Annotated in this window: 26 protein-coding genes and 2 pseudogenes; 12 read left to right on the top strand and 16 right to left on the bottom strand. The window is 61.2% G+C overall.

Going from position 1 to position 22930, the window contains the following annotated elements:
* Positions 1–3: 3 nt before the first annotated feature.
* The 3 genes from trbH (at position 4) to FKV68_RS22135 (ending at position 2776) form a co-directional block, all read left to right on the top strand.
* On the top strand, positions 4–441 hold the full coding sequence (gene trbH, locus FKV68_RS22145) for a conjugal transfer protein TrbH (RefSeq protein WP_180941757.1): 438 nt from the start codon (positions 4–6) through the stop codon (positions 439–441).
* An 11-nt stretch (positions 442–452) separates the two neighbouring features.
* Positions 453–1748: an IncP-type conjugal transfer protein TrbI gene (trbI, locus tag FKV68_RS22140; RefSeq protein WP_180941756.1), complete on the top strand. Its 1296-nt coding sequence runs from the start codon at positions 453–455 to the stop codon at positions 1746–1748.
* 323 nt (positions 1749–2071) lie between these two features.
* Positions 2072–2776, top strand: a complete 705-nt coding sequence (locus FKV68_RS22135; RefSeq protein WP_180941755.1) for an autoinducer binding domain-containing protein — start codon at positions 2072–2074, stop codon at positions 2774–2776.
* A 3-nt stretch (positions 2777–2779) separates the two neighbouring features.
* On the opposite strand, the gene FKV68_RS22130 is transcribed toward FKV68_RS22135, so the two are convergent.
* The gene (locus tag FKV68_RS22130) at positions 2780–3097 is read right to left on the bottom strand and encodes a transcriptional repressor TraM (RefSeq protein WP_180941754.1); all 318 of its coding nucleotides are present in this window, start codon (positions 3095–3097) and stop codon (positions 2780–2782) included.
* Between the two features lie 211 nt (positions 3098–3308).
* Here FKV68_RS22130 and FKV68_RS22125 point away from each other — a divergent pair, with 211 nt between their 5' ends.
* The 3 genes and pseudogenes from FKV68_RS22125 to FKV68_RS22115 form a co-directional block, all read left to right on the top strand.
* Positions 3309–3521: a helix-turn-helix domain-containing protein gene (locus FKV68_RS22125; RefSeq protein WP_180941753.1), complete on the top strand. Its 213-nt coding sequence runs from the start codon at positions 3309–3311 to the stop codon at positions 3519–3521.
* 173 nt (positions 3522–3694) lie between these two features.
* Positions 3695–4324, top strand: coding sequence for a DUF433 domain-containing protein (locus FKV68_RS22120; protein ID WP_180941752.1), 630 nt, complete (start codon positions 3695–3697; stop codon positions 4322–4324).
* Positions 4321–4508 (top strand): annotated as a pseudogene (locus FKV68_RS22115) (DUF5615 family PIN-like protein); the annotation flags it as partial. The gene FKV68_RS22120 and the pseudogene FKV68_RS22115, both read left to right, overlap by 4 nt.
* A 63-nt stretch (positions 4509–4571) precedes the next feature.
* On the opposite strand, the gene FKV68_RS22110 reads toward FKV68_RS22115, so the two are convergent.
* The 5 genes and pseudogenes from FKV68_RS22110 to traA form a co-directional block, all read right to left on the bottom strand.
* Complete coding sequence (locus FKV68_RS22110; protein WP_180941751.1) at positions 4572–5825, bottom strand: ATP-binding protein; 1254 nt, start codon at positions 5823–5825, stop codon at positions 4572–4574.
* A 118-nt stretch (positions 5826–5943) separates the two neighbouring features.
* Positions 5944–6552, bottom strand: coding sequence for a TraH family protein (locus FKV68_RS22105; protein ID WP_180941963.1), 609 nt, complete (start codon positions 6550–6552; stop codon positions 5944–5946).
* A gap of 17 nt (positions 6553–6569) precedes the next feature.
* On the bottom strand, positions 6570–7733 hold the full coding sequence (locus FKV68_RS22100) for a conjugal transfer protein TraB (RefSeq protein ID WP_180941750.1): 1164 nt from the start codon (positions 7731–7733) through the stop codon (positions 6570–6572).
* Positions 7723–8229, bottom strand: a complete 507-nt coding sequence (gene traF, locus FKV68_RS22095) for a conjugative transfer signal peptidase TraF (RefSeq protein ID WP_425347627.1) — start codon at positions 8227–8229, stop codon at positions 7723–7725. Before traF ends, FKV68_RS22100 begins: the two co-directional genes overlap by 11 nt.
* Positions 8230–8285: 56 nt before the next feature.
* Positions 8286–11587 (bottom strand): annotated as a pseudogene (gene traA / locus FKV68_RS22090) (Ti-type conjugative transfer relaxase TraA).
* Between the two features lie 255 nt (positions 11588–11842).
* Here traA and traC point away from each other — a divergent pair.
* The 5 genes from traC to FKV68_RS22065 all read left to right on the top strand — a co-directional run bounded on the left by traC (position 11843) and on the right by FKV68_RS22065 (position 15600).
* Positions 11843–12139, top strand: coding sequence for a conjugal transfer protein TraC (gene traC, locus FKV68_RS22085; RefSeq protein ID WP_180941748.1), 297 nt, complete (start codon positions 11843–11845; stop codon positions 12137–12139).
* A 4-nt stretch (positions 12140–12143) separates the two neighbouring features.
* The gene (traD, locus tag FKV68_RS22080; RefSeq protein WP_180941747.1) at positions 12144–12359 is read left to right on the top strand and encodes a type IV conjugative transfer system coupling protein TraD; all 216 of its coding nucleotides are present in this window, start codon (positions 12144–12146) and stop codon (positions 12357–12359) included.
* Positions 12352–14328, top strand: a complete 1977-nt coding sequence (traG, locus tag FKV68_RS22075; protein ID WP_180941746.1) for a Ti-type conjugative transfer system protein TraG — start codon at positions 12352–12354, stop codon at positions 14326–14328. Before traD ends, traG begins: the two co-directional genes overlap by 8 nt.
* 231 nt (positions 14329–14559) lie before the next feature.
* Positions 14560–15141 (top strand): thermonuclease family protein, encoded by a 582-nt coding sequence (locus tag FKV68_RS22070; protein WP_246452653.1) that lies wholly within the window; start codon positions 14560–14562, stop codon positions 15139–15141.
* Between the two features lie 201 nt (positions 15142–15342).
* Positions 15343–15600, top strand: a complete 258-nt coding sequence (locus tag FKV68_RS22065) for a WGR domain-containing protein (RefSeq protein ID WP_180941745.1) — start codon at positions 15343–15345, stop codon at positions 15598–15600.
* Between the two features lie 33 nt (positions 15601–15633).
* On the opposite strand, the gene FKV68_RS22060 is transcribed toward FKV68_RS22065, so the two are convergent.
* From FKV68_RS22060 to FKV68_RS22045, 4 genes are all read right to left on the bottom strand, one after another.
* Positions 15634–15807 carry a hypothetical protein gene (locus tag FKV68_RS22060; RefSeq protein ID WP_180941744.1) on the bottom strand — a complete coding sequence of 58 codons (174 nt, stop codon included), beginning with the start codon at positions 15805–15807 and terminating at the stop codon, positions 15634–15636.
* Between the two features lie 321 nt (positions 15808–16128).
* On the bottom strand, positions 16129–16620 hold the full coding sequence (locus FKV68_RS22055; protein WP_180941743.1) for a hypothetical protein: 492 nt from the start codon (positions 16618–16620) through the stop codon (positions 16129–16131).
* 333 nt (positions 16621–16953) lie between these two features.
* Positions 16954–17118 (bottom strand): hypothetical protein, encoded by a 165-nt coding sequence (locus FKV68_RS22050; RefSeq protein ID WP_180941742.1) that lies wholly within the window; start codon positions 17116–17118, stop codon positions 16954–16956.
* A gap of 323 nt (positions 17119–17441) precedes the next feature.
* A complete protein-coding gene (locus FKV68_RS22045) occupies positions 17442–17750 on the bottom strand; it encodes a DUF736 domain-containing protein (protein WP_180941741.1) in 309 nt (102 codons plus the stop codon).
* A 455-nt stretch (positions 17751–18205) separates the two neighbouring features.
* Here FKV68_RS22045 and FKV68_RS22040 point away from each other — a divergent pair, with 455 nt between their 5' ends.
* The gene (locus tag FKV68_RS22040; protein ID WP_180941740.1) at positions 18206–18382 is read left to right on the top strand and encodes a hypothetical protein; all 177 of its coding nucleotides are present in this window, start codon (positions 18206–18208) and stop codon (positions 18380–18382) included.
* A 3-nt stretch (positions 18383–18385) separates the two neighbouring features.
* On the opposite strand, the gene FKV68_RS22035 is transcribed toward FKV68_RS22040, so the two are convergent.
* From FKV68_RS22035 to FKV68_RS22010, 6 genes are all read right to left on the bottom strand, one after another.
* Positions 18386–19312, bottom strand: coding sequence for an ArdC family protein (locus tag FKV68_RS22035; RefSeq protein ID WP_180941739.1), 927 nt, complete (start codon positions 19310–19312; stop codon positions 18386–18388).
* A gap of 299 nt (positions 19313–19611) precedes the next feature.
* On the bottom strand, positions 19612–20199 hold the full coding sequence (locus FKV68_RS22030; RefSeq protein ID WP_180941738.1) for a hypothetical protein: 588 nt from the start codon (positions 20197–20199) through the stop codon (positions 19612–19614).
* Positions 20200–20680: 481 nt separating this feature from the next.
* A complete protein-coding gene (locus FKV68_RS22025; RefSeq protein ID WP_180941737.1) occupies positions 20681–21130 on the bottom strand; it encodes a hypothetical protein in 450 nt (149 codons plus the stop codon).
* Positions 21127–21492 carry a hypothetical protein gene (locus tag FKV68_RS22020; RefSeq protein WP_245181775.1) on the bottom strand — a complete coding sequence of 122 codons (366 nt, stop codon included), beginning with the start codon at positions 21490–21492 and terminating at the stop codon, positions 21127–21129. Before FKV68_RS22020 ends, FKV68_RS22025 begins: the two co-directional genes overlap by 4 nt.
* Positions 21492–22379 carry a DUF7007 domain-containing protein gene (locus FKV68_RS22015; protein WP_180941736.1) on the bottom strand — a complete coding sequence of 296 codons (888 nt, stop codon included), beginning with the start codon at positions 22377–22379 and terminating at the stop codon, positions 21492–21494. Before FKV68_RS22015 ends, FKV68_RS22020 begins: the two co-directional genes overlap by 1 nt.
* Positions 22376–22852: a hypothetical protein gene (locus tag FKV68_RS22010; RefSeq protein WP_180941735.1), complete on the bottom strand. Its 477-nt coding sequence runs from the start codon at positions 22850–22852 to the stop codon at positions 22376–22378. Before FKV68_RS22010 ends, FKV68_RS22015 begins: the two co-directional genes overlap by 4 nt.
* Positions 22853–22930 lie beyond the last annotated feature (78 nt).

Genomic DNA, 22930 nt, shown 5'->3' with positions numbered 1-22930 from the left:
GCGATGCGCAAAGCTCTCGTCTTCATCGTCGCTGCCGCTTTTCTTTCCGGTTGCCAAACTGCCGAGGAGGGATTGGACACCAGCTCAAACGCCACTGCGGTGACTGCGCCGGCCGCAAGCGCAATCGCCGGCGACATGGCGAGCCGGCTCGCCGAGCAAATTGGCCCGGCAGAAACCACGACCATCACGATGGACAAAGGCACGTCGGAGTATGGGATGGCACTCGAGGCCGCGTTGAAGGGATGGGGCTACACGGTCGTCACCGACGGGAAGATCGGAAAGGACGTGAAACCCGTCGAGCTCGCCTATTCAATCGATGGCGTTGACGGTCAGGTGCTCGCGCGACTCTCCACGCCATCGATCGCCCTTGGCCGGGCGTATACAGCGACGGCAGTCGGCGCTACGCCGGCAAGCCCGCTTTCCGTCATGCAGCGTAATTGAGGGAGACAGATATGGTCCAGTCTCTCCAGCTTGGTGCGTCGGCTCATGCCGATGATCAGAACAGCATGCGCCGAATCAATCGGCTGCCGATCATCATCGCCATCGTTCTCGTCGCGCTATTCGCTGGCGTGGTCGTGATCGGACTTTCGTGGCGCGGGCTTCCCTTTGCCCGCAACAGCGATATCGACAGTGCTTCGAATACTCCCGCAACCAACTTCGGGGACCAGCTCAAGCGCGGCATTACCGACGGCATCATAGGTGAGCCGGTTGAGCGGGAAGCGTTTCAGCCAACGCCTGCCGTCGAGCAGAAGCTGGAGACGCCGGCTGTTGCTCGCCGACCCCTCAAACAGGAAGAGCGACGCCCCCGGCTTGAATCGGAAGAAGAATGGAGGGCCCGTCTGAAGCGGGAGCAGGATGAACAGTATATCCGAGAGGCCCAGCGCCAGCGGATGGCTCGCCTGCAGGCGCGTGCAACGGCGCTGGACTCCCCATTGAAGGTCGATATTTCCGACATTGAAAAAGCCGCAACGAGTACCACGGACCCGGTCCGCCAAAATTCTACTGCGGCAGCCACCAGTGTCTCGGATCTCTATGCCGCGGCAATGAATGCCGGCCTTATGGGTCAGAATGTCGATCCGAATGGCCAAACCTCGAAGGAAGATTTCTTCAACCAGGACATCAAAGATCTCGGTTATCTGCCGAATCAGGTTGTGAAGCAGATCTCGCCCTACGAGTTGAAACGCGGCTCGGTCGTCCCCGCTACGTTGATCACCGGCCTTAACTCTGATCTTCCGGGACGGATCACAGCGCAGGTGAGCCAGAACGTCTTTGATAGCGCGACGGGCTACCGGCTCCTCATACCGCAGGGTGCGAAGCTGCTCGGCCGCTATGACTCCAAGGTCTCGTTTGGGCAGGAAAGGGTCCTTGCCGTCTGGACGGACCTCATCTTTCCAAACGGCTCAACCCTCCAGATCGGGGGCATGGCTGGCACTGACGCGGAAGGATATGGCGGCTTCAAGGACAAGGTCGATCGGCACCTGTGGCGCACGTGGAGCTCGGCAGCACTTGTTGCGTTGATCGGGACCGGGATCGACATGTCAATGCCCGAAAGTTCGACCCTTGCGACGCAGGATACGGCATCCGATGCGGCGCGAAGAAACTTCGCCGAATCGTTTGGCCGGGTGGCGGAGCAGACAATCTCGAAGAACCTGAATGTTCAGCCGACAATCCGCATTCGGCCAGGTTACAGATTCAACGTGTTAGTGGACCAGGACATCATTTTCCCATCCGCTTACCGTGGAAATTAGCCGCTGAGGGCAGCGACTTTGCTCAGCCGCCATGCCTTAGGTTGAACCAAGGTGTGGCGGCGCAACCACGCAATATGAAATCCTTCTATTTCCAGCCACCTTTTCGGATTGACCGCGCTTGAAAGTTTCGCGGGCCTGGGTAGTGCTTTCGCATTGCATCGCGTGATGCGGGCACACCAGGTTGCCGATTCAGACATCGACTGAATGTCCGAAACGCTGTCGTTGCCCGACGACCCACTGTACGCGGGTCAGCTGATCTGCCTCTTCGACGAACGGTGCCGGGAAAGACGAGTCGCCGGGTCAGGAACGTAAGGAGAAAAGCCGTGGACGGACATGTTCGCTCGCTCATCGATATGCTGGAAGCCGCGCAAGACGAGCACATGATCAAAAGTGCGCTGAAAACTTTTGCGCATTCGTGCGGATATGACCGGTTTGCCTATCTGCAAGCAGAAGCTCTCGAACTCAGGACCTTCAATTCCTATCCCGAACCATGGCAGGGCATCTATCTCGGTGGCGATTATTCACGCATTGACCCCGTTGTAAGGGAGGGAAAGCACGGGCGAGATATGTTTTTCTGGACAGCCGACAACTGGCCTGCCCGAGGATCTTCTGCGCTTCGGCGGTTTCGCGACGAGGCCATTGAGCACGGCATTCGCTGCGGCGTCACCATTCCGGTTGAAGGCAGTTTCGGATCTACGATGATGCTGACCTTCGCGTCCTCGGAAAGAAAGGTGGATATTTCAGGGATGCTGGATCCCAAGAAGGCGGTTCAGTTGGTGATGGCCGTCCATTACCAGCTGAAAATCATTGCGGCGAAAACTGCAATAAACCCCAAGCGAATGCTATCGCCGCGCGAAATGATGTGCCTTATGTGGGCAACGAAGGGGAGGACCGCGCTGGAAACGGCGATGCTCACCGGTATCAATGCCAGAACCGTGCAGCATTATCTCGACAAGGCGCGTGAAAAATTTGACGCCAAGTCTGTGCCGCAGCTCGTTGCCATTGCCAAGGATCGTGGCCTGGTCTGAAGTCTAATCGTCGCCTTCAAACGGCACGTCTGGAACGTAGCCGAGTGCGTCCAGAATTTCCGACAGCTTCTCCTGATGGGCTTCGGACCTTTTCTGGCGAGCGATATATTCGTCCTGAAGCGTCTGGAGCACGGAACTGGTAGCTGACGGGTCGTCGGTTGCACGCGACCACTCGTCATAGACAGCCTGATCGGCTGCGAGAAGCCGGCGGTGTTCGAGGATCGCGGAAATTGCCAGAGCCTCAAGTTCTGACTTCTCCAGCGAATCATATCGAGGTTGCCTCCCGCTTCTCTCGACCTCAGAGGAACCTGCCTCTTTCATCCATTCTCCTCCAGCTTCCACTAACGCCCGAAAGCCCACCTCGGTCCGCGTTACACGGTTTAGGCCGCAACTGCACGGGCTGTTGCACGAGATAAGTCGACTTGCACCGAAAAATGGTGAGACGCCGGGTAGTCCGGCAATATCACACCTCGCGTCGAATCGGAACTATCGTTCCTGGAACGATCATTCCTATTCAGGTTCCGCTCACGTCATGGATCTCAAGGAGGTCATGGCGGTGAATCTGCGTCGAATACGTCATGAGAAGCAACTGACGCAGGAAGAACTGGCGGACCGGTCTGGCCTCAGCGCTCGCTATGTCGGGGCGATCGAGCGCGCCGATGTTTCTGCCAGCGTTACAGTCCTTGGACAAATTTCCGAAGCCCTGGGCGTCGAACCGGGCGAGTTGTTGGCTAAATCACACTGACCGGCCCCTCGCACCTATGGTCGAGCAAGTTTTCAAAGTTTGGCGGCGGTTTTCCGCCGCGAAGCCGTCGTCCTGAAACCGATCGGGTTACTCGCCCGCTGAGAGCAGCCAAGAACCAAGCCCTTTACGACGGGCATCCATGTATTTATATATTCTCCACAAGGAGAATGATTATGACCAGCACATCACACGCCTACACCCCTGCCGAGGCTGCAGCTGTCAGTGAGATCGCTGTAAAGTCTGTGCACAATGCGATCGACAAACGGATCATCGCAACGCATCTCGTCGGCAGCAAGGGTCGAGCACTCACCGATGAGGATCTGCTTCGGTTGAAGCTCTGGTATGGCGTCGGATCGATCTTGTCTGCCGAACGCCGCAAACGTCTATTCGATACCATCGACCAGAACCCCGATGCCGATACCGTAAGGGCAGACGACTATCTCATTGTCGACGTTGCGCGGGCAAGGGAGCAGTTGGCCGCCCGCGCCGAGGCGCTTCGAGAAGCTGAGAGAATGATCCGAAGCGTGAAGGGCGTCGTGGGCGAAGAACCGGTTTTCAAGGGAACTCGCGTTCCGGTGCGAACGATTGCCGCGATGAAGGCCCAAGGCGCAGGCATCGCGGAAATCGTCGAGGGTTATCCTTCGCTCACCGAGCGCATGGTGGAACTTGCCGAGATCTGGGCTGCGGCCCATCCCGCCAGGGGGCGGCCGCGGAAGCTGGAGCAGGGCCTGAAGGTGAAATCCGTGAAGCGTCTGCGTCTCCGGAACGAAAGCGCCCCAAAACCCTCCGGCTCTACCTCGTGAAGTTTCTTATTGATGAATGCCTTCACACGTCTCTCGTGGCCGTGGCCCGAACTCACGGCCACGATTGTTTCCATGTGAATTGGCTCGGGTTGAGCGGCGAAACCGACTGGGATCTGATGCCTCAAATCATCGAGGGGATTTCACCTTCGTGACGAACAAAGGCCGCAACTTCCGGAAGCTTTACGGATACCGGCCGTGCAATAGATGCGTGGGCATCGGTTTGAAACATCCGGACGCTGCTCAGCAATCACATGGTCCATAGAATGGACAACGGCGCTGCCTGCAATTTTTCTCCGAAAGGCGTCACGCGGTCATGATCGTGCAAGACCAGTCCACGCACGAAACGACCGCCAACGGCTTCCTGCAACTGACGCAATCCCCTGAAATCCTCAGTCTTCACCGTCGCTGATGCCTTGACCTCTATTCCGACGATCCGACCACGGCGATCCTCGATCACGACATCGACCTCGTCCTGATCTTTGGTCCTGTAATGCGAAAACGAAAAGCGCCGGTCAGACCAGGAGGCAAGCTTCAAAAGCTCGGAAACAACGAAGCTTTCAAGCAACGCTCCATACCGTGTTCTGTTTTCACGCAGCGCTTCGGATTCGTCCTCCCGCAAGCTCGCCAGCAGTCCCGTATCGAGAAAGTGCAGTTTGGGCGTTTTTATCAGCCGGCTTAACCGGTTGTTCGACCATGGCGTCAGCGTTCTGATCAGAAAAAGCCGCTCGAGAATGGCTACATATTTTTGCGCGGTTACGCTCGACAGTCCCAATGCGGCACCGAAACTGCTGTGGTTCACCAGTTGGCTGGCATGTTCCGCAAGAACATCCAGCAACCGCGGCAGTCGATCGAGTTGATCGATGTTGGCGATGTCGCGAACGTCCCGGTCGAGAATCAGGGCCACGTAGTCTTCCAACCAGGCGACCCGCCGGGCAGGCGTCGCTCTGCGCAAGACCTCCGGATAGCCACCGCGCAGCACGGTTTCCAGAAGATCATCACCAAATATAGCGTCCTCGCCGGTCGCGGGTTCCTCACCAGCGAATAGACGATCCAGCACATGACCCGGGGTCGAACGGATTTCGGACTGGGCGAAAGGCAGGAGCGGGACCACGGCCATGCGCCCGGCAAGCGAGTCCGCAATCGCGGGCACAGTTGCCAGATTGGCCGAACCTGTGAGTAGAAATCGGCCCGGGGCGTCGTCGCGGTCGACGCTTTCCTTGATTGCCAGTATCAGTTCGGGCGCCCGCTGAACTTCATCGATCACCGCCCTGTTAAGGCCCCGGACAAAACCGACCGGATCAGCCTTGGCAGCACTGAGCGCGCCGGCGTCGTCGAGGGTGATATAGGCGCGATCAGGGCCTGAGAATTGCCGCGCGAGAGTCGTCTTTCCAGCTTGCCTTGGGCCGGCTATCAGGACGACACGAGTGTCGGCAAGCGCAGTCTCGACTATCGGACGAGCCTTGCGATCGATTAATGGCTTGGGAAGGACCTTATCTACCATACGGCCATCCTTAATCGATTCTCCGTCTATTTTAAAGTCATTTCCCGACCAGTTTTAATTTGGTAGCCGTCTATATTTGACTTGGCAGCGAATGATGGTCTCAAATCTCCAGTCGTTTCTATTTTCCACCGATCCGGGAAAGGTCGATCCGCATATTCGCTGATCCAAAGCTGCGGTCTTTGTCCGCGCTTTCAGTGGCCGCATCCTCAGGAGAGCTGTCGGCGGCGTCCGCGTCTGAGGATGACGCACTGTCTGTCGTCGCGCTCCCTCCCGGATCAGGAGCCTGAAACACACGCACGCCTTCGAATTCGCCGGTCTTCCAAGCGTAGATCGCATCGTCGAAAATCTGCGGAAAGACCTCGTCGCTCTTGGGATTGCCATACCACTTGGCCACAATCCGAAGCACCTTGGCGAACATCGCCGTTCCCTTGCGAAGATTCTCGCAAGGGTCGACCAGATCTGGCTTGAGATCGGCAGCGTCCTTGATTCCAATACCGGCCGGGAGCTGCGTGACACCAACACGGACTACCGCTTGGCCGACATATTGGCGGACGATCGCGATGGCTTGGTCCGGCGAGTTCGCTTTCGAAACCAGGATCAATCGGCCGCCAGATTTGACGGTGACAGCAAGTGGGTCCGACGATCCGGCGGCGGACACGAATTGCTCGACGATCGTGGGCTTCAACGAGGGGTCGGCGCATTGTTGGATCAGGGCCACGTCGAACATGGCGTCTCCTTGGTGTTTCAGGTGTTGAAGGAAAAAACGATTGGCTTTGCAAAAAGCCGCGCCCAGGCTTCCGCACTGGTGCGCTGGATGGCGACGATGGATGTCCCCTTGGTCCACCAGCCGTTGCCGACTGCGACGACAAGGTCAGGGTCCTCGAGCATCGACTGCAGGACAGGCCAGACGATCAGCTGCTCGTAGCAGATAAGCGCTGCGATCCGGGTCGTGCTGATCGATACGACCGGGTTCGCAAAGAAATGCGCCCGCGCGCCACCGCTCTGACCAAGCAGGGGACGCCATGGCTGCCACATCGAGCCCGGGACCGGCATGCGCTCTCGGTAGAGGATTTGAGCGCCGCCGGTGGAGATCACGATCAGAACATTGTCGTATCCACCCGCATCGACGACCGTAGCGCCAGCGATGACGGTAGCGTCGCTGCCCTGCAGCGCGTTTACCCAGAGCCGCTCCACGGTCGGCGTCCAGAAGCCCAAAGCGCTCTCGGGGAGGACAATGGTGAGAGCGCCGCCGGATGCTCGATCCTTCACCGTGGCAATCAGATCACGGTGGCGCTCAATGCTGACGTCGCGACCGAGCGAAGCGCCGAACTCGAGATCGACGCCCCGCCACGCTTCCGGTAGTTTCGGCTCGTCCCAGGTTGCGGCGGACCCGATCCAAAAGCCTGTCAGGACGATCGCGACAGCTGGCCACATGCGGGTTACGAGGCCCAAGGGGCCGGCTGTCGCAGCGATCACTCCCCACCATCCCCACCCTGGAAACAGCACGCCCGCGGCCGTGATCGGATGCGCCCACCCGGTGACGCCGAACGGCGGAACGGCCATGAGCAAGGCAGCCACAAGATAGCGAAACGGACGGACCCTGGCGCGCTTCGTCCAGAGTGCTGCATGCACCAAAACGAAGCCGCTGGACGCACATAGCCAGAGCAGCAATCCCGGCCAGAGATCGGACGAATAAAAGGCTGCCACGCCTTGCGGCAGGCCACGTGAGGCAGCAAGGAAATACCCGGCGGAAACCGCTGCGGCCGCCAGTCGCGTCCGCGCCAGGGACCAAACGATCGGGAACGCCAACGCGATCGGAAGGAACAGCACATGGCCACTCCATCCCGCGATACCGACGATGATTGCGGCGAGAACCAGCAGCATCGGCCGAATGTGCTCACGGTGCATAGGTGAGCACCTGTTGCGCCAGGCCAACGATGCCGGATGTTGGCAGGGGACCGAAGTAGCGCGAGTCAAAGGAGCTCCTGAACGGCGAGTGAAGAAAGACGCTTCCCCGCGGCACGACACCACCAGGATAGGGCGTCATCAGCCGACCTTTTCCGTCCCCTTGTGCTAGATCGGAGTAGGGGACCACATGCCCGTCGATCGTCACCTCGGCGCCGATCTCGACAGGCTGGCCACCGATGGCGATGACCATCTTGATGAGCGGCGCGACCCCGCCCGGGCAGGTTCCGAAGCGGAGATAGCCACGCGCTCTGGCCTCTTGCATCGCCAGCGTTTGCGGAGGGCAAATGAAGACGAGATCACCTGCCGACACCGTTCGATCGAGCGGTGCGATGCGCCAGAGGCCGAGGGGCTCGCTCGGTGTCAGGTTGATGCGGTAGCCGCCGATAATGGCCGCAGCAACAATACCCCCGAATATGGACGCCGCCACGGAGAGCATCACGACTGCGTTCGTTCTCTGAGAACGTTTCACCCTTCGAGCAAACACCGGCATCATCATTTCAGGGAGAGCCCTTGGCTCCTCGTTTGGCGTAAAGATTCTGCCTGCTTCAACGCCTCCGTCGTGCGTTCATAGGCGGCAAGTTGCTGCACGGTCCGCATGGAATTCCAGGCGGATCGCACCTCGGCCTTTTGCCCGGCCGTCATTCCAGCCGTAACCGCATTGAAGGTCTGTCCGTTGGGGTCCTTAGCAGCCAGAGGCAGGAAGGTACGTTCGCCGAAACACTCCGATACAGCCTTGGCGAAACCTTCGAGCTCCGCTTTCACCATCTTGTCGGCAAGCGCGTATTCGAGACTTGCAGGCAGGTCATTCCGGTCGATCGCATCGCGAACACGCTCGAGGGTCTGCTTTGCGTTTTGGGAGAGCGCGGGGATATCAATCGAGAAGCGGCGCGTTCTTCCACCTCAAACTTCCGTTCGGCTTCCGCCCGCTGGCGCAGATAGCGCTCCAGATTTCGGGCAAGAGCCGGCGCGTTGGTCAGCGCCGTTGCCCGCGCCTGCTTGTCAGTGCCGCTTGCCAGCAGACCAGTTCTACCTTTCAACTCGCCGAAGCTTTCCGGTTTATCGCGGATCCTGCTGATTGTGGCATTCGCCACCGTTCCATCCTTCAGCAGCGCGTCGACATTGATCGCCTTGAACGCGATTTCCGGCTGCGCATAGACGAGGTGGAAACGGGTCGAAACCTCCTCCCACCGCTTCTTCAAGCCGGGATCGGCTGCGACCTTGTCCTCGACCGCCTGGTCGACTGATTTTGCGAAGGTGGTGATGCCGGAAACCATAGGTTTTGCCTTCCTGACAGTGTCCTGGAGCGGAGATTTCACAGTGCCGATGATGAGTCCGAGCTTGCCGGCAACCACGGCAAGGCGCGCACCAAGATCGATGAGCTTTTGTTTTTGCCTGAGCGTCCATTCCAGCCGATCGCGAAGGAGTGTGCGGGCCACGTTCACGAGATTGAGGTCGCGAGCCTCGGCGAAGCGAAGGGCTTGCCGGTAAAAGCCGCCTTTCTTGTAATCGAGCGTTGTTTCCTTGGCGTTCCTGCGCGAGAGGACAGGGATCAAGCCGCCGGCCTTGGCGAATGACCGTCTGCCGTAATAGACACCGAGATCCTCGCGGTGACGGGTCATCGCAACATAGGTGAGGTGCCGATCGAGCGAGAGCGAAGCCAATACCTTCACCAGGTCCACCGTGGCGCCCTGGCTCTTATGGATCGTCGTGGCATAGCCATGATCGAGGTTGTTGTAGAAGCGCTGCTCGACGAGCACCTGACGGCGGCGTTCGCCTTCACCAGTCTCCGCAACGATGCGGCCGGGTGCGGCCTCGACGACCCTCGCCAGCATGCCGTTCTTGACGCCGAGCGAGCCCTCGTTCTTGAGGAACACGATCTGGTCGCCCACGGCGAAATTGCGATCGCCGTCCGCCGTCTTGAACACGGATCCCTTGTCGAGAACCCCGCGTTCGATGAGTTTGATGCGGGCCATCTGGTTCAGCATGCGAACGTCGCGGCGAAGATGGGCGAGCATCAGCGACGTCTTTGTGGGATCATAGTCGCGGTCCCAGGCGGCGATGAGGTTGTCGACGGCCTCCGCCTTCAGATCCGAACCTATTACCTTGCCCTTGGCGCGATAAGCATCGACCGCCTTGCCGACATTGCCGCGCGCCAGATCAAGCGAGGCATCGCGCATCCATTGCTGACGCTGGCGGTAAATGGTTTCGAGTTCGGCATAGCCGATGCGATCGGCAATCGCGCGGAAGGCAGCGCCGGCTTCGATCGGTTGAAGCTGTTCAGGATCGCCGATCAGAACGAGTTTGGCACCGGCCTTCGTTACCGCTTCGACGAACAGCGCCATCTGCCGCGACGACACCATGCCGGCTTCGTCCAGCACAAACACCGTCTTGCCGTCGAGCTGATCGCGGCCCTGGTTCCAGCGGAGTTCCCACGACGCAAGCGTCCGAGAAATGATGCCCGCTTCCTTCTCCAGGCCCTCTGCCGCCTTGCCGGCAAGTGCTGCACCGACAACGCGATAACCTGCTGCTTCCCAGGCCTCGCGTGCAGCCTTCATCAACGTCGTCTTGCCGGCGCCTGCACGGCCGATCACCGCCGCGATCCGTTCGGGTCCCGCCAAATGCTCGATCGCCGTCTTCTGCTCATCCGACAAACGCTCATGACGCTCGAATGTCGCCGCCAGCACCGCATCGCGAACACCGTGCGACGACCGTTGCGATAGCCAGACCGCTCGATTGGCCATTTCCGCTTCAAGCCGGATCATCTCGCGCGTCGTGTACTTGGCCGGCACCCGGTTGCCGGTCGCAAGGTCGATTCGCTCGCGCTCGAGGCGGAACGTCTCAGGTTGGAGGATGATCCGGACCATCAGGCTTTGGAACAGCGCCGGATCGTCAATGTAGCGGTGAAGGATCTTGGCGACGTCACGCTCGTCGAAGACGCTCTTCTCACGCATGATCAGGTCGAGGACGAGTTGAGGATTCCGGTCGATGCGCCTGACGTTTTCGCTCCGCCTCGTCTCTTGCAGTTCGAGGCGTTCGAGCTCCATGGGCTTGGACGCCCCATCGCGTTTCCGTTCGATCGCCTTGGTCCCGACGCCGAGATGAATGGTGGGCTCGAGATCGATCCCTTGCTTCTCGAAGGACCGGCCGTCGACACGAATGTCGAGGCCAGCAAGCGCCAGATGCCGGTTCTGGCAGGCAAACCATCCGTCGCGAAACGCGTTGAAATCGTCGATGCTTCCCGCCCAGAGCTCATAGACGATCTTGCCGGCATCGTTTCGGATCGGATTGCCTTCCGGTCCGAGAACTGGGATTTTCTTGGCGCCGAAACCGTCCTCGGTCAGCGGCCGCAAGGTTGTCATCAGATGAACATGCGGATTGCCTGGGGCGTCATGATAGACCCAATCGGCCACCATGCCCTTCGAGGTGACGTGCCGCTCGACGAAGTCACGCACCAGCGCAATCTTTTGCTCGGCCGTCAATTCGATCGGCAAGGCGATGGTAACGTCCTTGGCGAGCTGCGCATCGGACCGCTTCTCGAAATCTTCGACCTTGTTCCAGAAAGCCTCGGAGGCGCCGGAAACAGAGCGGTCCGCGATCATCGAGCGTAGCCATTCCGGCGCATCGGCGGGAATAGTGAACTCTTCGTGCAGCAGGCCCTGCTTACGGGTGTAGTCGATCGTGCGGGCTTCCCGCTCGAACTCCATTTTGGCGCAGTGGCGGTAGGCCGCCGACAGGACGGCGCTGCGGCCGGAGCCACGGGCGACGACGCTGACGGAGAAATGAGGGACGGCCACGGCGGAACTCTTTCCCGGTTGCGAGTGAAATCAATGAGTTCGTCGGGAGCGGAAGGCCTGCCAGGGGCAAAAAGCAGAGCGTCGCATCAGCGACGTATAATTGCGCCCTTCGGATCCGCTCCTTCGGAACGGCCGGGATCATTCACGAAAGCATCGCCCTTGGCGATTGTAGGATTCACAGTAGTGCGTTCCGCACTCCGATCGGAAAAGCTGGGTTCGAAAGACAAGCTTTCTCACCGAAGGGAGACAGACGGAATGAAGAAGCCATCCTCCAAGATCCGCGACGAAATCGCCAAGCTCCAGGAACAGCTCAAGGCCGCGGAGACCCGTGAAGCCGAACGGATCGGCCGGATCGCGCTGAAGGCAGGTCTCGGCGAGATCGAGGTCGATGAGGCCGAGCTGCAGGTGGCCTTCGACGATCTGGCGAAACGGTTTCGCGGAGGCGAGGTTCGTACGACCGGAGGAAAGAGGGGGGCTGGCGTCGGCGAAAGCAGCGCACCGTCCACGCAGAACGCGGCTGGCGCGGCTGCGGGCGGGACTGCTGAGGCTTGAGCGGATGGCGCGCACGACCACATCCGATGCCCGCAAGAAGGACACGCGGGAAAAAATCGAGCTCGGCGGTTTGATCGTCAAAGCGGGTCTTCGCTACGAGAAGCGAGCGCTTCTGCTGGGCGCCCTCATCGATTTGAGCCGGCGCTTGAAAAGCAACGACACCGAACGCTCGCGATTGATGGCGATCGGCGCGGAGGCCTTTGGCAACAGCGATGAATAGGATCATGCTTTTCATCGCACCTGTCGCGCTGATTTTCCTGGTCATGATCGGATTGACCGGGGTCGAACATTGGCTATCCGGCTTTGGAAAGACGGAGGCTGCTCGGCAGACGCTCGGCCGGGCCGGCATTGCCCTGCCTTATGTCGCAGCGGCCGCCATCGGCATCGTCTTCCTGTTCGCGAGCGCCGGCGCGATCAGGATCAAGACAGCAGGATGGGGCGTCGCTGCCGGCGGTATAGCGACAATCATTGTCGCCATCGCTCGCGAAACGACCAGGTTGTCGGGGCTTGCGGACCAGATTCCGGCCGGCAAGTCGCTCGTCTCCTATGTCGATCCCGCGACGCTGATCGGCGCGGCGGCGGCGGCGTTGTCTGCCTGCTTCGCCCTCCGTGTCGCGCTCGCCGGCAACGCGGTATTCGCAAGTGCCGAACCGAAACGCATACGCGGCAAGCGGGCGCTTCATGGCGAGGCCGAATGGATGAAGATGCAGGAAGCGGCGAACCTGTTTTCGGACGCCGGCGGCATCGTCATCGGCGAACGATATCGCGTCGATCGAGACAGCACAGCGGCACTGGCATTTCGTGCAGACAACGCTGAGACATGGGGCGCCGGCGGCAAGTCGCCGCTCCTATGCTTCGACGGCTCGTTCGGTTCGTCCCACGGCATCGTGTTCGCGGGTTCCGGCGGCTTCAAGACGACGTCGGTGACGATCCCGACGGCGTTGAAATGGGGCGGCTCGCTCATCGTCCTCGACCCGTCGAACGAGGTTGCCCCGATGGTGTCAGTGCACCGGGGCAGCACAAACCGGGATCTATTCGTCCTTGACCCGAAGGAGCCGGAGACTGGCTTCAACGCGCTTGACTGGATCGGACAATTCGGCGGCACCAAGGAAGAGGATATCGCCTCCGTCGCTTCATGGATCATGAGCGATAGCGGCGGCACGCGCGGAGTTCGCGACGACTTCTTCCGGGCCTCGGCCCTGCAACTCTTGACGGCGATGATCGCCGACGTTTGCCTCTCCGGCCACACGGAGAAGGAGAACCAGACGCTTCGCCAGGTTCGCGCCAATCTCTCCGAGCCGGAGCCGCAGTTGCGTCAACGCCTGCAGGAAATCTACGACAATTCGGAGTCGGATTTCGTAAAGGAGAATGTGGCGGCCTTCGTGAACATGACGCCCGAAACCTTCTCCGGCGTCTACGCCAACGCGATCAAGGAAACCCATTGGCTGTCCTATCCGAACTATGCCGCACTGGTTTCCGGAAAGACGTTTTCGACGGGGGATCTTGCCGAGGGAAACACCGACGTCTTTATCAACATCGATCTCAGGACGTTGGAGACGCATGCGGGCCTCGCACGCGTCATCATCGGCTCCTTTCTCAATGGGATCTACAATCGCGATGGGTCGATGAAGGGCAGGGCGCTCTTCCTTCTCGATGAGGTCGCGAGGCTTGGCTACATGCGGATCCTGGAAACTGCGCGCGATGCCGGCCGCAAATATGGGATCACCCTTGTCATGATCTATCAGTCGATCGGCCAGTTGCGCGAAACCTACGGTGGGCGGGATGCATCGAGCAAGTGGTTCGAGAGCGCGAGCTGGATCAGTTTCGCAGCGATCAACGATCCGGAAACCGCCGATTACATCTCACGCCGCTGCGGCATGACAACAGTCGAGATCGACCAGGTCAGCCGTAGTTCGCAGATGAAAGGATCGTCGCGGACGCGATCGAAGCAGTTGGCCGCACGACCGTTGATCCAGCCGCACGAGGTGCTTCGCATGCGCGCCGATGAGCAGATCGTCTTCACAGCGGGCAACGCACCGCTCAGGTGCGGCCGCGCGATCTGGTTCAGGCGCGACGATATGAAAGCCTGCGTTGGGATGAACAGGTTTCACAGGCCCAGAAACACGCTCGGAGCCTCTCGGATCGAGCCGGTGCGCAGTGCAACGAGCAAGGCCGATCTAGGACAATGAAGAGTATCGGAGAAATCAGCATAGCGGCCGCACGAAAGGGCGGGATTTCGGGAATTCTCGTCGTGCGGGAGCGGGAGAAAGCGCAGCCGCAGGAGCCTCAACATAGTGGCTCGAAGAGGAGGCGGGATCGACTGCGCCCCACTCCTCGCACACTGTCTGAAGCGCCCTTGCATGTAAACGCGGATGAAACCGCAGCCGTCATAGGTTGAGGCGAACAGGAGAGGACCGAGGGTGACGAAATCGAATGTGGTTCCGTTCAGGAAGACGGGGAAGCCCGGGGGAAAGAACGATCGACATCGCTGGCAGGGAAAGCCACCCCGATCGGGACCGCGCCGCCTGCGTAAACCACTGGCCGCGATCTGCTGCACCATGATCCTTGCTGCGGGAGGATGGCTTGCCTTCAATGGCCCCGGCGACCTTTCCGGACTCGTGGCTGCGGCCAGGACACCAACAGGGCATTCATCGTCAGCGGCATTTTCATTCTGCGGCGCCGATCGCCATGTGAACTGCGTCGTCGACGGCGATACCTTCTGGTTCAAGGGCCAGAAAATCCGCATCGCGGATATCGACACGCCCGAACTCAGCCCGCCGCGCTGCGAGGCGGAAAGGATCAAAGGCGAAGCCGCGAAAGCACGCCTGCTGGCGTTGCTCAATGCCGGCGAATTCTCCTTGTCGGCCGGCCTGCGTGACGAGGATAAATATGGTCGCAAGCTCCGCACGGTGACGCGGGCAGGGCGCTCGCTCGGAGCCACTCTCATCGACGAGGGCCTCGCCAGGCGCTGGGACGGTGCGAGGCACGGCTGGTGCGGCTGAGAACCGCGAGAGGATCGTTACCGGATGGCCGAAACCGCCAGGCGGGTTCGGGGAGCGTCAGCGAGTAGAGCCGTGCGCCAAAGGCGTCTCGCCCAAGCCCGTCACGGGTTTTCCGATATCATCACCGATGTGAATCGATCCATGGCGATTGATTCATAAGTGTCGTTGGACGCGATTCCCGGGATCAGCGATTCTTCTCCCATGATCTCGCAACCTTACCACCTCTATGTCGAACGCTCGGATACCTCCCGGAACATGGCGCGCTACTACGCGATGTCGATCGAACCCAATCTGTTCGGGGACGTCTGCCTGCTGCGCAAATGGGGCCGCATCGGAAGCAAGGGGCAGATGCTGGTCCATCATTTCGGTCGGGAAGAGGAAGCGGTGCGACTGTTCCTCGATCTGCTCCGCCAAAAACGCAAACGCGGCTATCGTCCGCGCGCTTCGATGCCGAGATGAGAGAAGCCCGCGGAAGCGGGCTTCGAAAGCGCTTCAGCGGCGCCGGTTCCAGTCAGTCTCGAAGGACACCTCGATCTCGACGAAGAACGGGATCTTGATTGCGAGCTTCAAGCCGAGCTTTCCCTTGCGGAAGAAGTGGCTCATCACCTTGCCGAGAGTGCGGAGCCGGCGGCCGGTGGCTGCGAGGAATTGGGCGAGCTGTTGCATGGTGTTTCTCCTTTCGAATTGCGGTCATCGCGGGGATAGTCGGCGGACCGGAAAGGAGGGACGCACCCAGAGGGCCGAAACGCACGTGAAGGACTTGCTGCTGCCAGAATTTTGCTTCGCGAGGAGCCGGTACGGCGGGGAAAATTCTGGCGGCAGCAGGTTGCGTCATGACGCACGGGCAGCAACATCCCCTATGAGAGATGACGGCCGAGTCGAAAGGAAGAGGCTCAACTGATCACAAGCGCTACGATCGCGATGTCTTCTGGACATTTGAGAGGCGGCTCTCGCCGCCCCTCGGATTGTCGAGATCGCACCGCAGGATCATGATCCTTCGCACCGGGTGAAAATGACACGCGACGCATTTACCGCGATCCCGGTTTCCCGCGTGATGTCCTTGATGATCGGCCCAAGTGAGCCGAGCTCATTGTCGGTGAGCGCAACCAGTTCCGGATAGTCGATGTCGACGCCGGTATAGTCGGCCGTCAAAGCGATTGCCCAATCGCCACCGTTGATGCGGTATTCGTGCGTGTCGAAATCGATTTCGAGATCGTCCAGCAGATTGATGGTAAAGCGCCCGAATATTTCGGTCTCCCCTTCCAGTTGATACTCGGCGAACTCGTCCTCTCCGGTAAGAACGCTCCGCTCCAACGACATGATGATCCGCACGCGGCCAATTGCCGCCTCCAGCCCTTCAATCAGGCGGTCATGAAGGTCTCGCGAGAACTCGCTGTCGCAGCCGAACCGGTTTGCGAGGACGACGAGCCGGAAACCGGCAAGCTTGGTGTAGAGCATGAGGTTCTGATCGGGTGTCATGTTGTGATCTCCTTCGTTAATGACGGAGATCGGCCACTCTGTAGCAAAGAGGGGTCAAGGACCGCGGAACGCGGCTCGCCAGCGGGGGAACCGATTTTTCCAGAGCGCAGCGCAACGCAACGGCGGAAAAATTGGGGGAGACCGCGCCGTCCTTTACGCCGGATTTGCTGGAGTAAAATGGGAGGTCAGAGAGAGAAGAGACCCGCGGACCCGCAGGGGACGCGACCATATCCGGCGCGAGCCGGCGGGAGTGTCGAGGGATAAAATCCCTGACAGCCGGACCGGCCGGTCGATCCGGCGGACTGGCTCACATAAGAGGAGGAAAGAGCCGCCTCAGAATGGCGGCTCGGCGTCGACGGCGCCCTCCTGTTCCGCAATCATGACAGCGAGATCAGCCTCGGCGAGTTGGAGCTCCGTCTCGATCTGGCGCCGCTCGGCCACGTCCCATACGCTCTTCAATTCCAGCCGCAGCTCCTCGATGTGCTGTTCGATCGTCATCGTCTCATCTCCTTGAGTTCGTGAAAGACGACGACGCGGGGCGGGACGGGATGGCGGGGTCAGGGATCGCGCACGCGACCGCCAGCGGCGGCGGGTGGGGGAGCCGATTTTGTCGGAGCGGCGGGAACCGAAGCGGAGGCAATATTGGGGGTTGACCACCCGTCCTTGATGCCGCCATGCCGGCCCGGCACACTGGAGCGATCTGAGCAGACATTTTGGGTCCCGTATGGCACCAGGAAGGCCGGAAGCGGGCTCGATGCCCGCTCCCGGTTTCTCAAATTCGGCCGATTGGCCCCGCCTCGCGGCGGGGCCTCTTCCGGATCTCAGTCCCGGTTGGGGCGGGACCAGATCAGCTGGTAGCCGTCCTCGCCTTCGACTTCGGTGAGGGTTGCGTAGATCGGAGCGGGGAAGCTCGGGTCGTCGAGCTTGACCGAGAGGTAGTCGCGGTCCTGCTCGGAGCGTTTCTGCCAGGCCGCGCCGAGCTCGACATTACCGGCGTAGATGCGGTAGTGCGGGCCCTTGTCGGAGGGGTTTTCGATGCGGGCGATGCGGGCCTTGACGTTGAGGGCGAGCGTGCGGATCGAGCCGCTGAAGCCGGTTTCGGTGGAGGTGAAGGTGCCGATGGTTGCCATTTTTATGTTCCTTTCGTTGGTTTCGGGCCGCGCCCTTCGCGGCCTCGATGGCTGTCGTAAGGATCGGGGACGATCGGACCGCACCCGCAGGGACGGAATGAAATGGAGGGCGGCCGGGAGAAACTTTGTTGCCGCGCGAGGAATGAGCGCGTGAGCGCGCAGGGGAAGAAAGTTTGGATGGCCGTTGCGGTAGAACGATCGAGGCGAAGCCGCTCTCCGATCAGACATGCCTCATCGAGCCCGCGGAGGACGTGGCCTATGCCGAGCGATCAGAAGGAACGCGGTGATGGCAACGTGCCACCGCCTCAACCCAAGCGTCACATTGCTGTGGTAAACCGCTGCTCTCTCCCAATGTCCGGGCCGCTAATTCGGCGGCAACGGACCGGCCGGCTTGGGAGTTGCCTCCAATATTCAACCCGGTATCGTGTACTCGCGATTCGTCGCCTGGAGGATATATGCGTCAGCAGACAAAGCCGTTTACCGTCGAAATCAAGCAATCCCGGAAGCTCAAACCGACAGACCGCGAAACCTCGATCTGGGGCAAGCTGGACCTAACGCCAGATCAGGGAACGCTGACGGATAGAGAGCACAGAGAGATGTCGGCCGTTGGCGGCGACAACGACCGACTCTGATTTCTAGGCCGCGATCTTTTCCTCGGCTGCATCAGGCTGAAGATCGTGCAGGAAGTTGACTGCCCGCTGCGCATGAGCGGCCGCCTGAAAAATCGCACGCCGGTCCTCGGAAAGCACGGTCAACCACGAGGCAAGGTATGAGGCGTGATCGGGCCGTGGCTCGAGCTCCGGTGCGATGCCAAGGTCGGCGCATAGGAAGCAGCTGCCCAATTCCGCGATCAGTTCCTCTCGGGCGCGCTCCGTTTTATCCTTGGCATACCGGCTGAGGTCACGGCCGACACGATCCGGATGCGCAGTCCAGTGGCAACTTTCATGGCTGACCGTGGCAACGTATGATTCCGCGTCCCGAAAGCTTTCGAATGGCGGCATCTGAATGTGATCCGTGACCGGCGAATAATATGCCTGTGTGCCGCCGTGGCGGATTAGGGCGCCGGTGTTTCGGAAGAAGCGGTCGGCCCTTTCGATCCGTTGGACGGGATCGGCAACGGGTGCCGGTGGGCGATGGTAATGATCGGGCAAACCGTCGATTTGCTCCACATTAAAGACTGTGTACGCTTTCAAAAAGGGGATTTCCCGGTCGACCTCACCGCCGTTGCCATCGGCTTCGGTCTTGGTAAAGCGGCTGGCGAAGACGACGGTCGAACCGGTTTCGCCCTTGCGGACTGCGGCACCAAGCTCCAGCGCCTGCTTGAACGTCATCCACGTCGGCGACGAGAAGCCGCGCGCCATGCCTTCCGACCAGAGCAGCAACACGTTCATGCCCGAGTAGGGCTGCCCGTTGTGCCGGAGTGGACGCGTGATCCGCTCTCGCATGTTGCGGTCGTGCCATGGCTTCATCCACGGTTTGACGCCACGCGCCAGGTCATCGACGATCCGATCGGTAATCCGGCTATAGACGTCTGCACGTTGCGTTTCCGGTTTCCTGCTCATTTCTTTCATGCCTCCACTTTCCGAGGCCGCGCCGATCGCGGCCCGTCACGGCGGTCCAAGGGACGGGCTGAGGGGAGGGCGCACGCTAGACAAGCGCCGGAACGGCAGTGGAGGAGGGCGAAGCCCTTGCGGCTCAATCCCCGATCCGGCCAGACCGAAGCCGGGCGGGTCCGCGATGGCGGGCAAGCTGATCACCTTCCTTCTTTCGTTATCCTTCGACATGCGAAAGGCTGGATCCGGAGGGCCAGCTGTCGATCGGAGAAAGAAGAAGAGGCGGGGCCAGAGCCCCGCCGATGCGGTCAGTCGAAGGCTGCCATCTGTGCTGCAGCCGCCTTGTGGTCGAGCGATGCGCCGGGGTTTTCGACGGGGCGATCGAAGGGCTTCCAGACCTCGCCAACGATCTGCTCGTAGGCGGCAACTGCGCCCTCTGCGGCCATGCGGAGCGAATGGGCCTGGACGCCCATGTCGGCCGCGAATTCGCGCTTGCGCTGTGCCGCACTGTCGTAACCGACCGGACCGTCGAGATCCTCGTCGCGTGCGTCATTGGACGCCTTGGCGGTCGCGTCACGGGCCTCGCTGACGGCGCGGGAGTAGAACTGTCCCGCGCCATGGGCGGAGCCGACATAGGCGCCGACGATGCGCTGGAGGTGGATCTGCATCGCCCGTTCGCCAAGGCCTTCGGAGAGGCTGTCGGCCGTCTCTATGATCAGGCGTTCATGCAGGTCGCGGATCCCGTCGCCGTCGATCACGGCCGTGCCGAAGCTCTCGGCGATCGCCATCGCCTGGGCGGCATCCGGGCAGGTGAGCCGGACCATTTCGATGGTGGCGCCCTTTCGAAGCTGCACGACGCGGGCGGGCTGGCGGGACTGGGTTGCGGGCCTGGCCATGGGCTGTTCCTTTCAAGGTTTCCTCCGAAGCGGTTCCGGCCCTTGCCGGTCTGCCCTTCGGTGCGGTCAAAGGGAGCCGGCGGAAAACGGGCGTTTCAGGGTCCGGGCCCGCCAGGACGAGCAAAGCCGGGATGCGCGTGGAGCAGGTCATCCTGACCTCGCGAGGCACGCGGCCCTGCTTTTGAGAGGACGGCGCGGTCCGGCCGCCCCGCGGCGCGACAGCGGCCTTGAAACGGACGGCCGCCGGTTCAGACCGCAGCAAAACCGAAGGGGAGGCCGGCAAGGAACTGGTCCGGCAGGGGAGCTCATTGAACAGGAGGCTTCGGCGAGCAGCAACCCTCTGACTCCACCTGAAGCGAGCAACTGCTCGACGGGTGCCACCGCGCGGATCAGGCTCACTCGCAACCGCCAGGGAGGCAGTCGCGGCATTGAGGATTGTGGGGGCTAGCCGGGACGCAGGTGTCCCGAACCGACCGGCGGATCAGGTTTCCGGTGCGTCCGGCTGGCGATCCGACCCCGCGTCTTCCTCAGGGCGGGGCTTCGGCAGACGATAAGCGTGAAGCCAGGACGGACCATGGGAATTGCGCAGGCGGCGCAACGTGCCACCATCGTCATAGGGCGGGCCGCCCATCCAGACACGGTTCAGGATGCTCTTCCACCGTCGGCCGTGCTTGGCGGCATAAGCCTGGATGACCTGCTCCTCCTCTTCGGTCAGCGGCGGCAGCTTTTCCCGTTTGGGCCGCGTGGTTGCGACCTTGCTTGCTGCGGTTGGCGTCGCCTCCTTTTCGGCAATCAGCCTGTGGAGCTCCGCCACACCGGCCTTCAGGCATTCGGCGCGCTCGAGATGATGGAACTGGATCCAGAACGCTGTCCGGTCCTGGGGTGAGGGGCCGATGCCCGCCCGTTGCTCGAGTTCGCCTATGGTGCTCATGAGCGTCCCCCTGCCATCGAGTCACCACTCCCGCCCTCTGCGGGTTGCGGAAGCGGCCGGTGGCGTGCCTGGAGAGCCGCGATGGCGGCGTCCTGCCGGGAAAGTTTGCGCGTAAGCGCGTCGACCTCCGGCTGGCGCTCGGCGGTCAGCGCCGCGAGATTGGCGCGATAGTGTTCGAGGAAAACGCCTGAGGCCGGCGGCTTTCCGCGGCGGTAGCCCGGCTGACGCCGGCCGAGCAGCGGGATGAGCGCGGTCATTCGCCGCGTGATCTGGCGGTCGATCAGATCCAGCTGATGCTGCGTCTGGCGCCGCGCCGCTTCCATGCGGGTGAGCTGTATCACGTGTTTTGCGGAACCGGACATCACGCGGTCCTCCTCCCACGCCAGCTGGCGAAGCTCGAGGGCCCGTCATAGGCAACGTGCTTCGTCTCATCGATGACGAAACCAAACCGGCCGACGGCGTAATCGTCGCTCGGCACCAGGAAACGGCGTTCCTCGGCCCGTTCGTCGCGCTTTCCGCCAATGGTCGCAATCACCTCGGTCATGCCGGGATGATGACCCGAACGGAGCGCTGAGATAACGATCCAGTCCCCGGCATGCAGGTGCGCGAACGCTTGGCTGTCTCTCCCATGGGATTCGCCGGGCAGGAGCGAGCGACCGTGGATCGCTTCCCAGGCATCCGGCCAGGAGTCGCGGACCGTCTTGTCGGCGCACTTTTGCTCATAGCTGGTGAACAGGTCCGGAAAGGTCAGGGCAACGATCGCCCAGGCCGCGTCTTCCTCGTACCAGCCGCCGTCTGACCGCAACATCGGATGGACGGTGGCGTTGCGCGCGACCGAGAGTTTGAAGCCGCCATGCCCAGCTGTGATGTGGGAGACGATTCCGTCCGCATAGACGGTGGCACCCTGGGAGGCGCCCCAGGGCGTATTACAATTGATGCGGACAGAACGGCGAGCGAGAGCTTGGAGCCCGCGGCAATGTACCGCCTGTTCAACCATGCGGTTTCGGAAGGCCGCTTCATCTTCAACGGAACCATGATGCGAATAGAAGTCATCGCGTTTGAGGTCGGCAAGGGGTCGCGACACGCGCCACGCGCTGGCGAGGAAATACTGGTTGTCCCGCGCCGGCACCATGGCGAAGACGAGGTCGCCGACGCGCGCAACAGGCATGCCGTCGGCACTCTGGGCGAACTCCACCCCTGAAGGCTCAGCGGTGGAGTTCGTGGAGGGTTGCGAGAGCGGAATGTTCATGCCGCAGCCCTCCCTTCGACATGATCGGCGGCAACCTCGTCGGCAGTCACCTCCTCGAGCACGGCATGGGGATAGCCGTGTCGGGTCAGCCACTCCTCGGCCGCCTGCCGATCCCCGGCGAGGTGGACGAGTTCCGCCTGCGACCCGGCGCGGTCGAAGACACGAATGGATCCGGGAGCGGGGCGTTCGACGACCTTAAAGGTCAGCTCGCTGTCGAGCGAGAAGGTCCGGTGGATGCGGATGGCGATCACGCCGCCCGCGCCAAAGTCGCCCTCGTGAAGGGTAAAATCCGGCGACAGGCTGACATTACCGACGCCGCGCTTACCCTGCTTGCGGATCAACCGACCCTTGCTGTTGCGGTTTTCCCAGGCCGCCAGTTTCTTCGTGTGGCGCTCCGGCGGGCGCGGTGTTCCGTCCGACCAGGCGACGATGGAGCCGATCGGGGCGAGGTCGTAGATCAAGGACGCAGACATGTGCTTTCTCCTTCAATTCTGCGGATGATGCAAACAAGAGCGCCGCCGGTGATGGCCGGCGGCGATGTCGACGGATAT

Source organism: Sinorhizobium mexicanum (assembly GCF_013488225.1).
Lineage (GTDB): Bacteria > Pseudomonadota > Alphaproteobacteria > Rhizobiales > Rhizobiaceae > Sinorhizobium > Sinorhizobium mexicanum.
This window is presented reverse-complemented; position numbering and strand designations above follow the sequence as displayed.

Coding starts and splice junctions, on each gene's coding strand:
- FKV68_RS22055 (WP_180941743.1), bottom strand. CDS start 16,620: ATGACACCCGATCAGAACCTCATGCTCTACACCAAGCTTGCCGGTTTC.
- FKV68_RS22025 (WP_180941737.1), bottom strand. CDS start 21,130: ATGAGCACCATAGGCGAACTCGAGCAACGGGCGGGCATCGGCCCCTCA.
- FKV68_RS22020 (WP_245181775.1), bottom strand. CDS start 21,492: ATGTCCGGTTCCGCAAAACACGTGATACAGCTCACCCGCATGGAAGCG.
- FKV68_RS22050 (WP_180941742.1), bottom strand. CDS start 17,118: ATGACGATCGAACAGCACATCGAGGAGCTGCGGCTGGAATTGAAGAGC.
- FKV68_RS22065 (WP_180941745.1), top strand. CDS start 15,343: ATGATCTCGCAACCTTACCACCTCTATGTCGAACGCTCGGATACCTCC.
- traG (WP_180941746.1), top strand. CDS start 12,352: ATGAATAGGATCATGCTTTTCATCGCACCTGTCGCGCTGATTTTCCTG.
- FKV68_RS22010 (WP_180941735.1), bottom strand. CDS start 22,852: ATGTCTGCGTCCTTGATCTACGACCTCGCCCCGATCGGCTCCATCGTC.
- FKV68_RS22105 (WP_180941963.1), bottom strand. CDS start 6,552: ATGTTCGACGTGGCCCTGATCCAACAATGCGCCGACCCCTCGTTGAAG.
- FKV68_RS22045 (WP_180941741.1), bottom strand. CDS start 17,750: ATGGCAACCATCGGCACCTTCACCTCCACCGAAACCGGCTTCAGCGGC.
- traF (WP_425347627.1), bottom strand. CDS start 8,229: ATGCTCTCCGTGGCGGCGTCCATATTCGGGGGTATTGTTGCTGCGGCC.
- FKV68_RS22060 (WP_180941744.1), bottom strand. CDS start 15,807: ATGCAACAGCTCGCCCAATTCCTCGCAGCCACCGGCCGCCGGCTCCGC.
- FKV68_RS22120 (WP_180941752.1), top strand. CDS start 3,695: ATGACCAGCACATCACACGCCTACACCCCTGCCGAGGCTGCAGCTGTC.
- FKV68_RS22015 (WP_180941736.1), bottom strand. CDS start 22,379: ATGAACATTCCGCTCTCGCAACCCTCCACGAACTCCACCGCTGAGCCT.
- FKV68_RS22130 (WP_180941754.1), bottom strand. CDS start 3,097: ATGAAAGAGGCAGGTTCCTCTGAGGTCGAGAGAAGCGGGAGGCAACCT.
- FKV68_RS22125 (WP_180941753.1), top strand. CDS start 3,309: ATGGATCTCAAGGAGGTCATGGCGGTGAATCTGCGTCGAATACGTCAT.
- traC (WP_180941748.1), top strand. CDS start 11,843: ATGAAGAAGCCATCCTCCAAGATCCGCGACGAAATCGCCAAGCTCCAG.
- FKV68_RS22030 (WP_180941738.1), bottom strand. CDS start 20,199: ATGGCCAGGCCCGCAACCCAGTCCCGCCAGCCCGCCCGCGTCGTGCAG.
- trbI (WP_180941756.1), top strand. CDS start 453: ATGGTCCAGTCTCTCCAGCTTGGTGCGTCGGCTCATGCCGATGATCAG.
- FKV68_RS22100 (WP_180941750.1), bottom strand. CDS start 7,733: ATGCACCGTGAGCACATTCGGCCGATGCTGCTGGTTCTCGCCGCAATC.
- FKV68_RS22035 (WP_180941739.1), bottom strand. CDS start 19,312: ATGAGCAGGAAACCGGAAACGCAACGTGCAGACGTCTATAGCCGGATT.
- trbH (WP_180941757.1), top strand. CDS start 4: ATGCGCAAAGCTCTCGTCTTCATCGTCGCTGCCGCTTTTCTTTCCGGT.
- traD (WP_180941747.1), top strand. CDS start 12,144: ATGGCGCGCACGACCACATCCGATGCCCGCAAGAAGGACACGCGGGAA.
- FKV68_RS22110 (WP_180941751.1), bottom strand. CDS start 5,825: ATGGTAGATAAGGTCCTTCCCAAGCCATTAATCGATCGCAAGGCTCGT.
- FKV68_RS22040 (WP_180941740.1), top strand. CDS start 18,206: ATGCGTCAGCAGACAAAGCCGTTTACCGTCGAAATCAAGCAATCCCGG.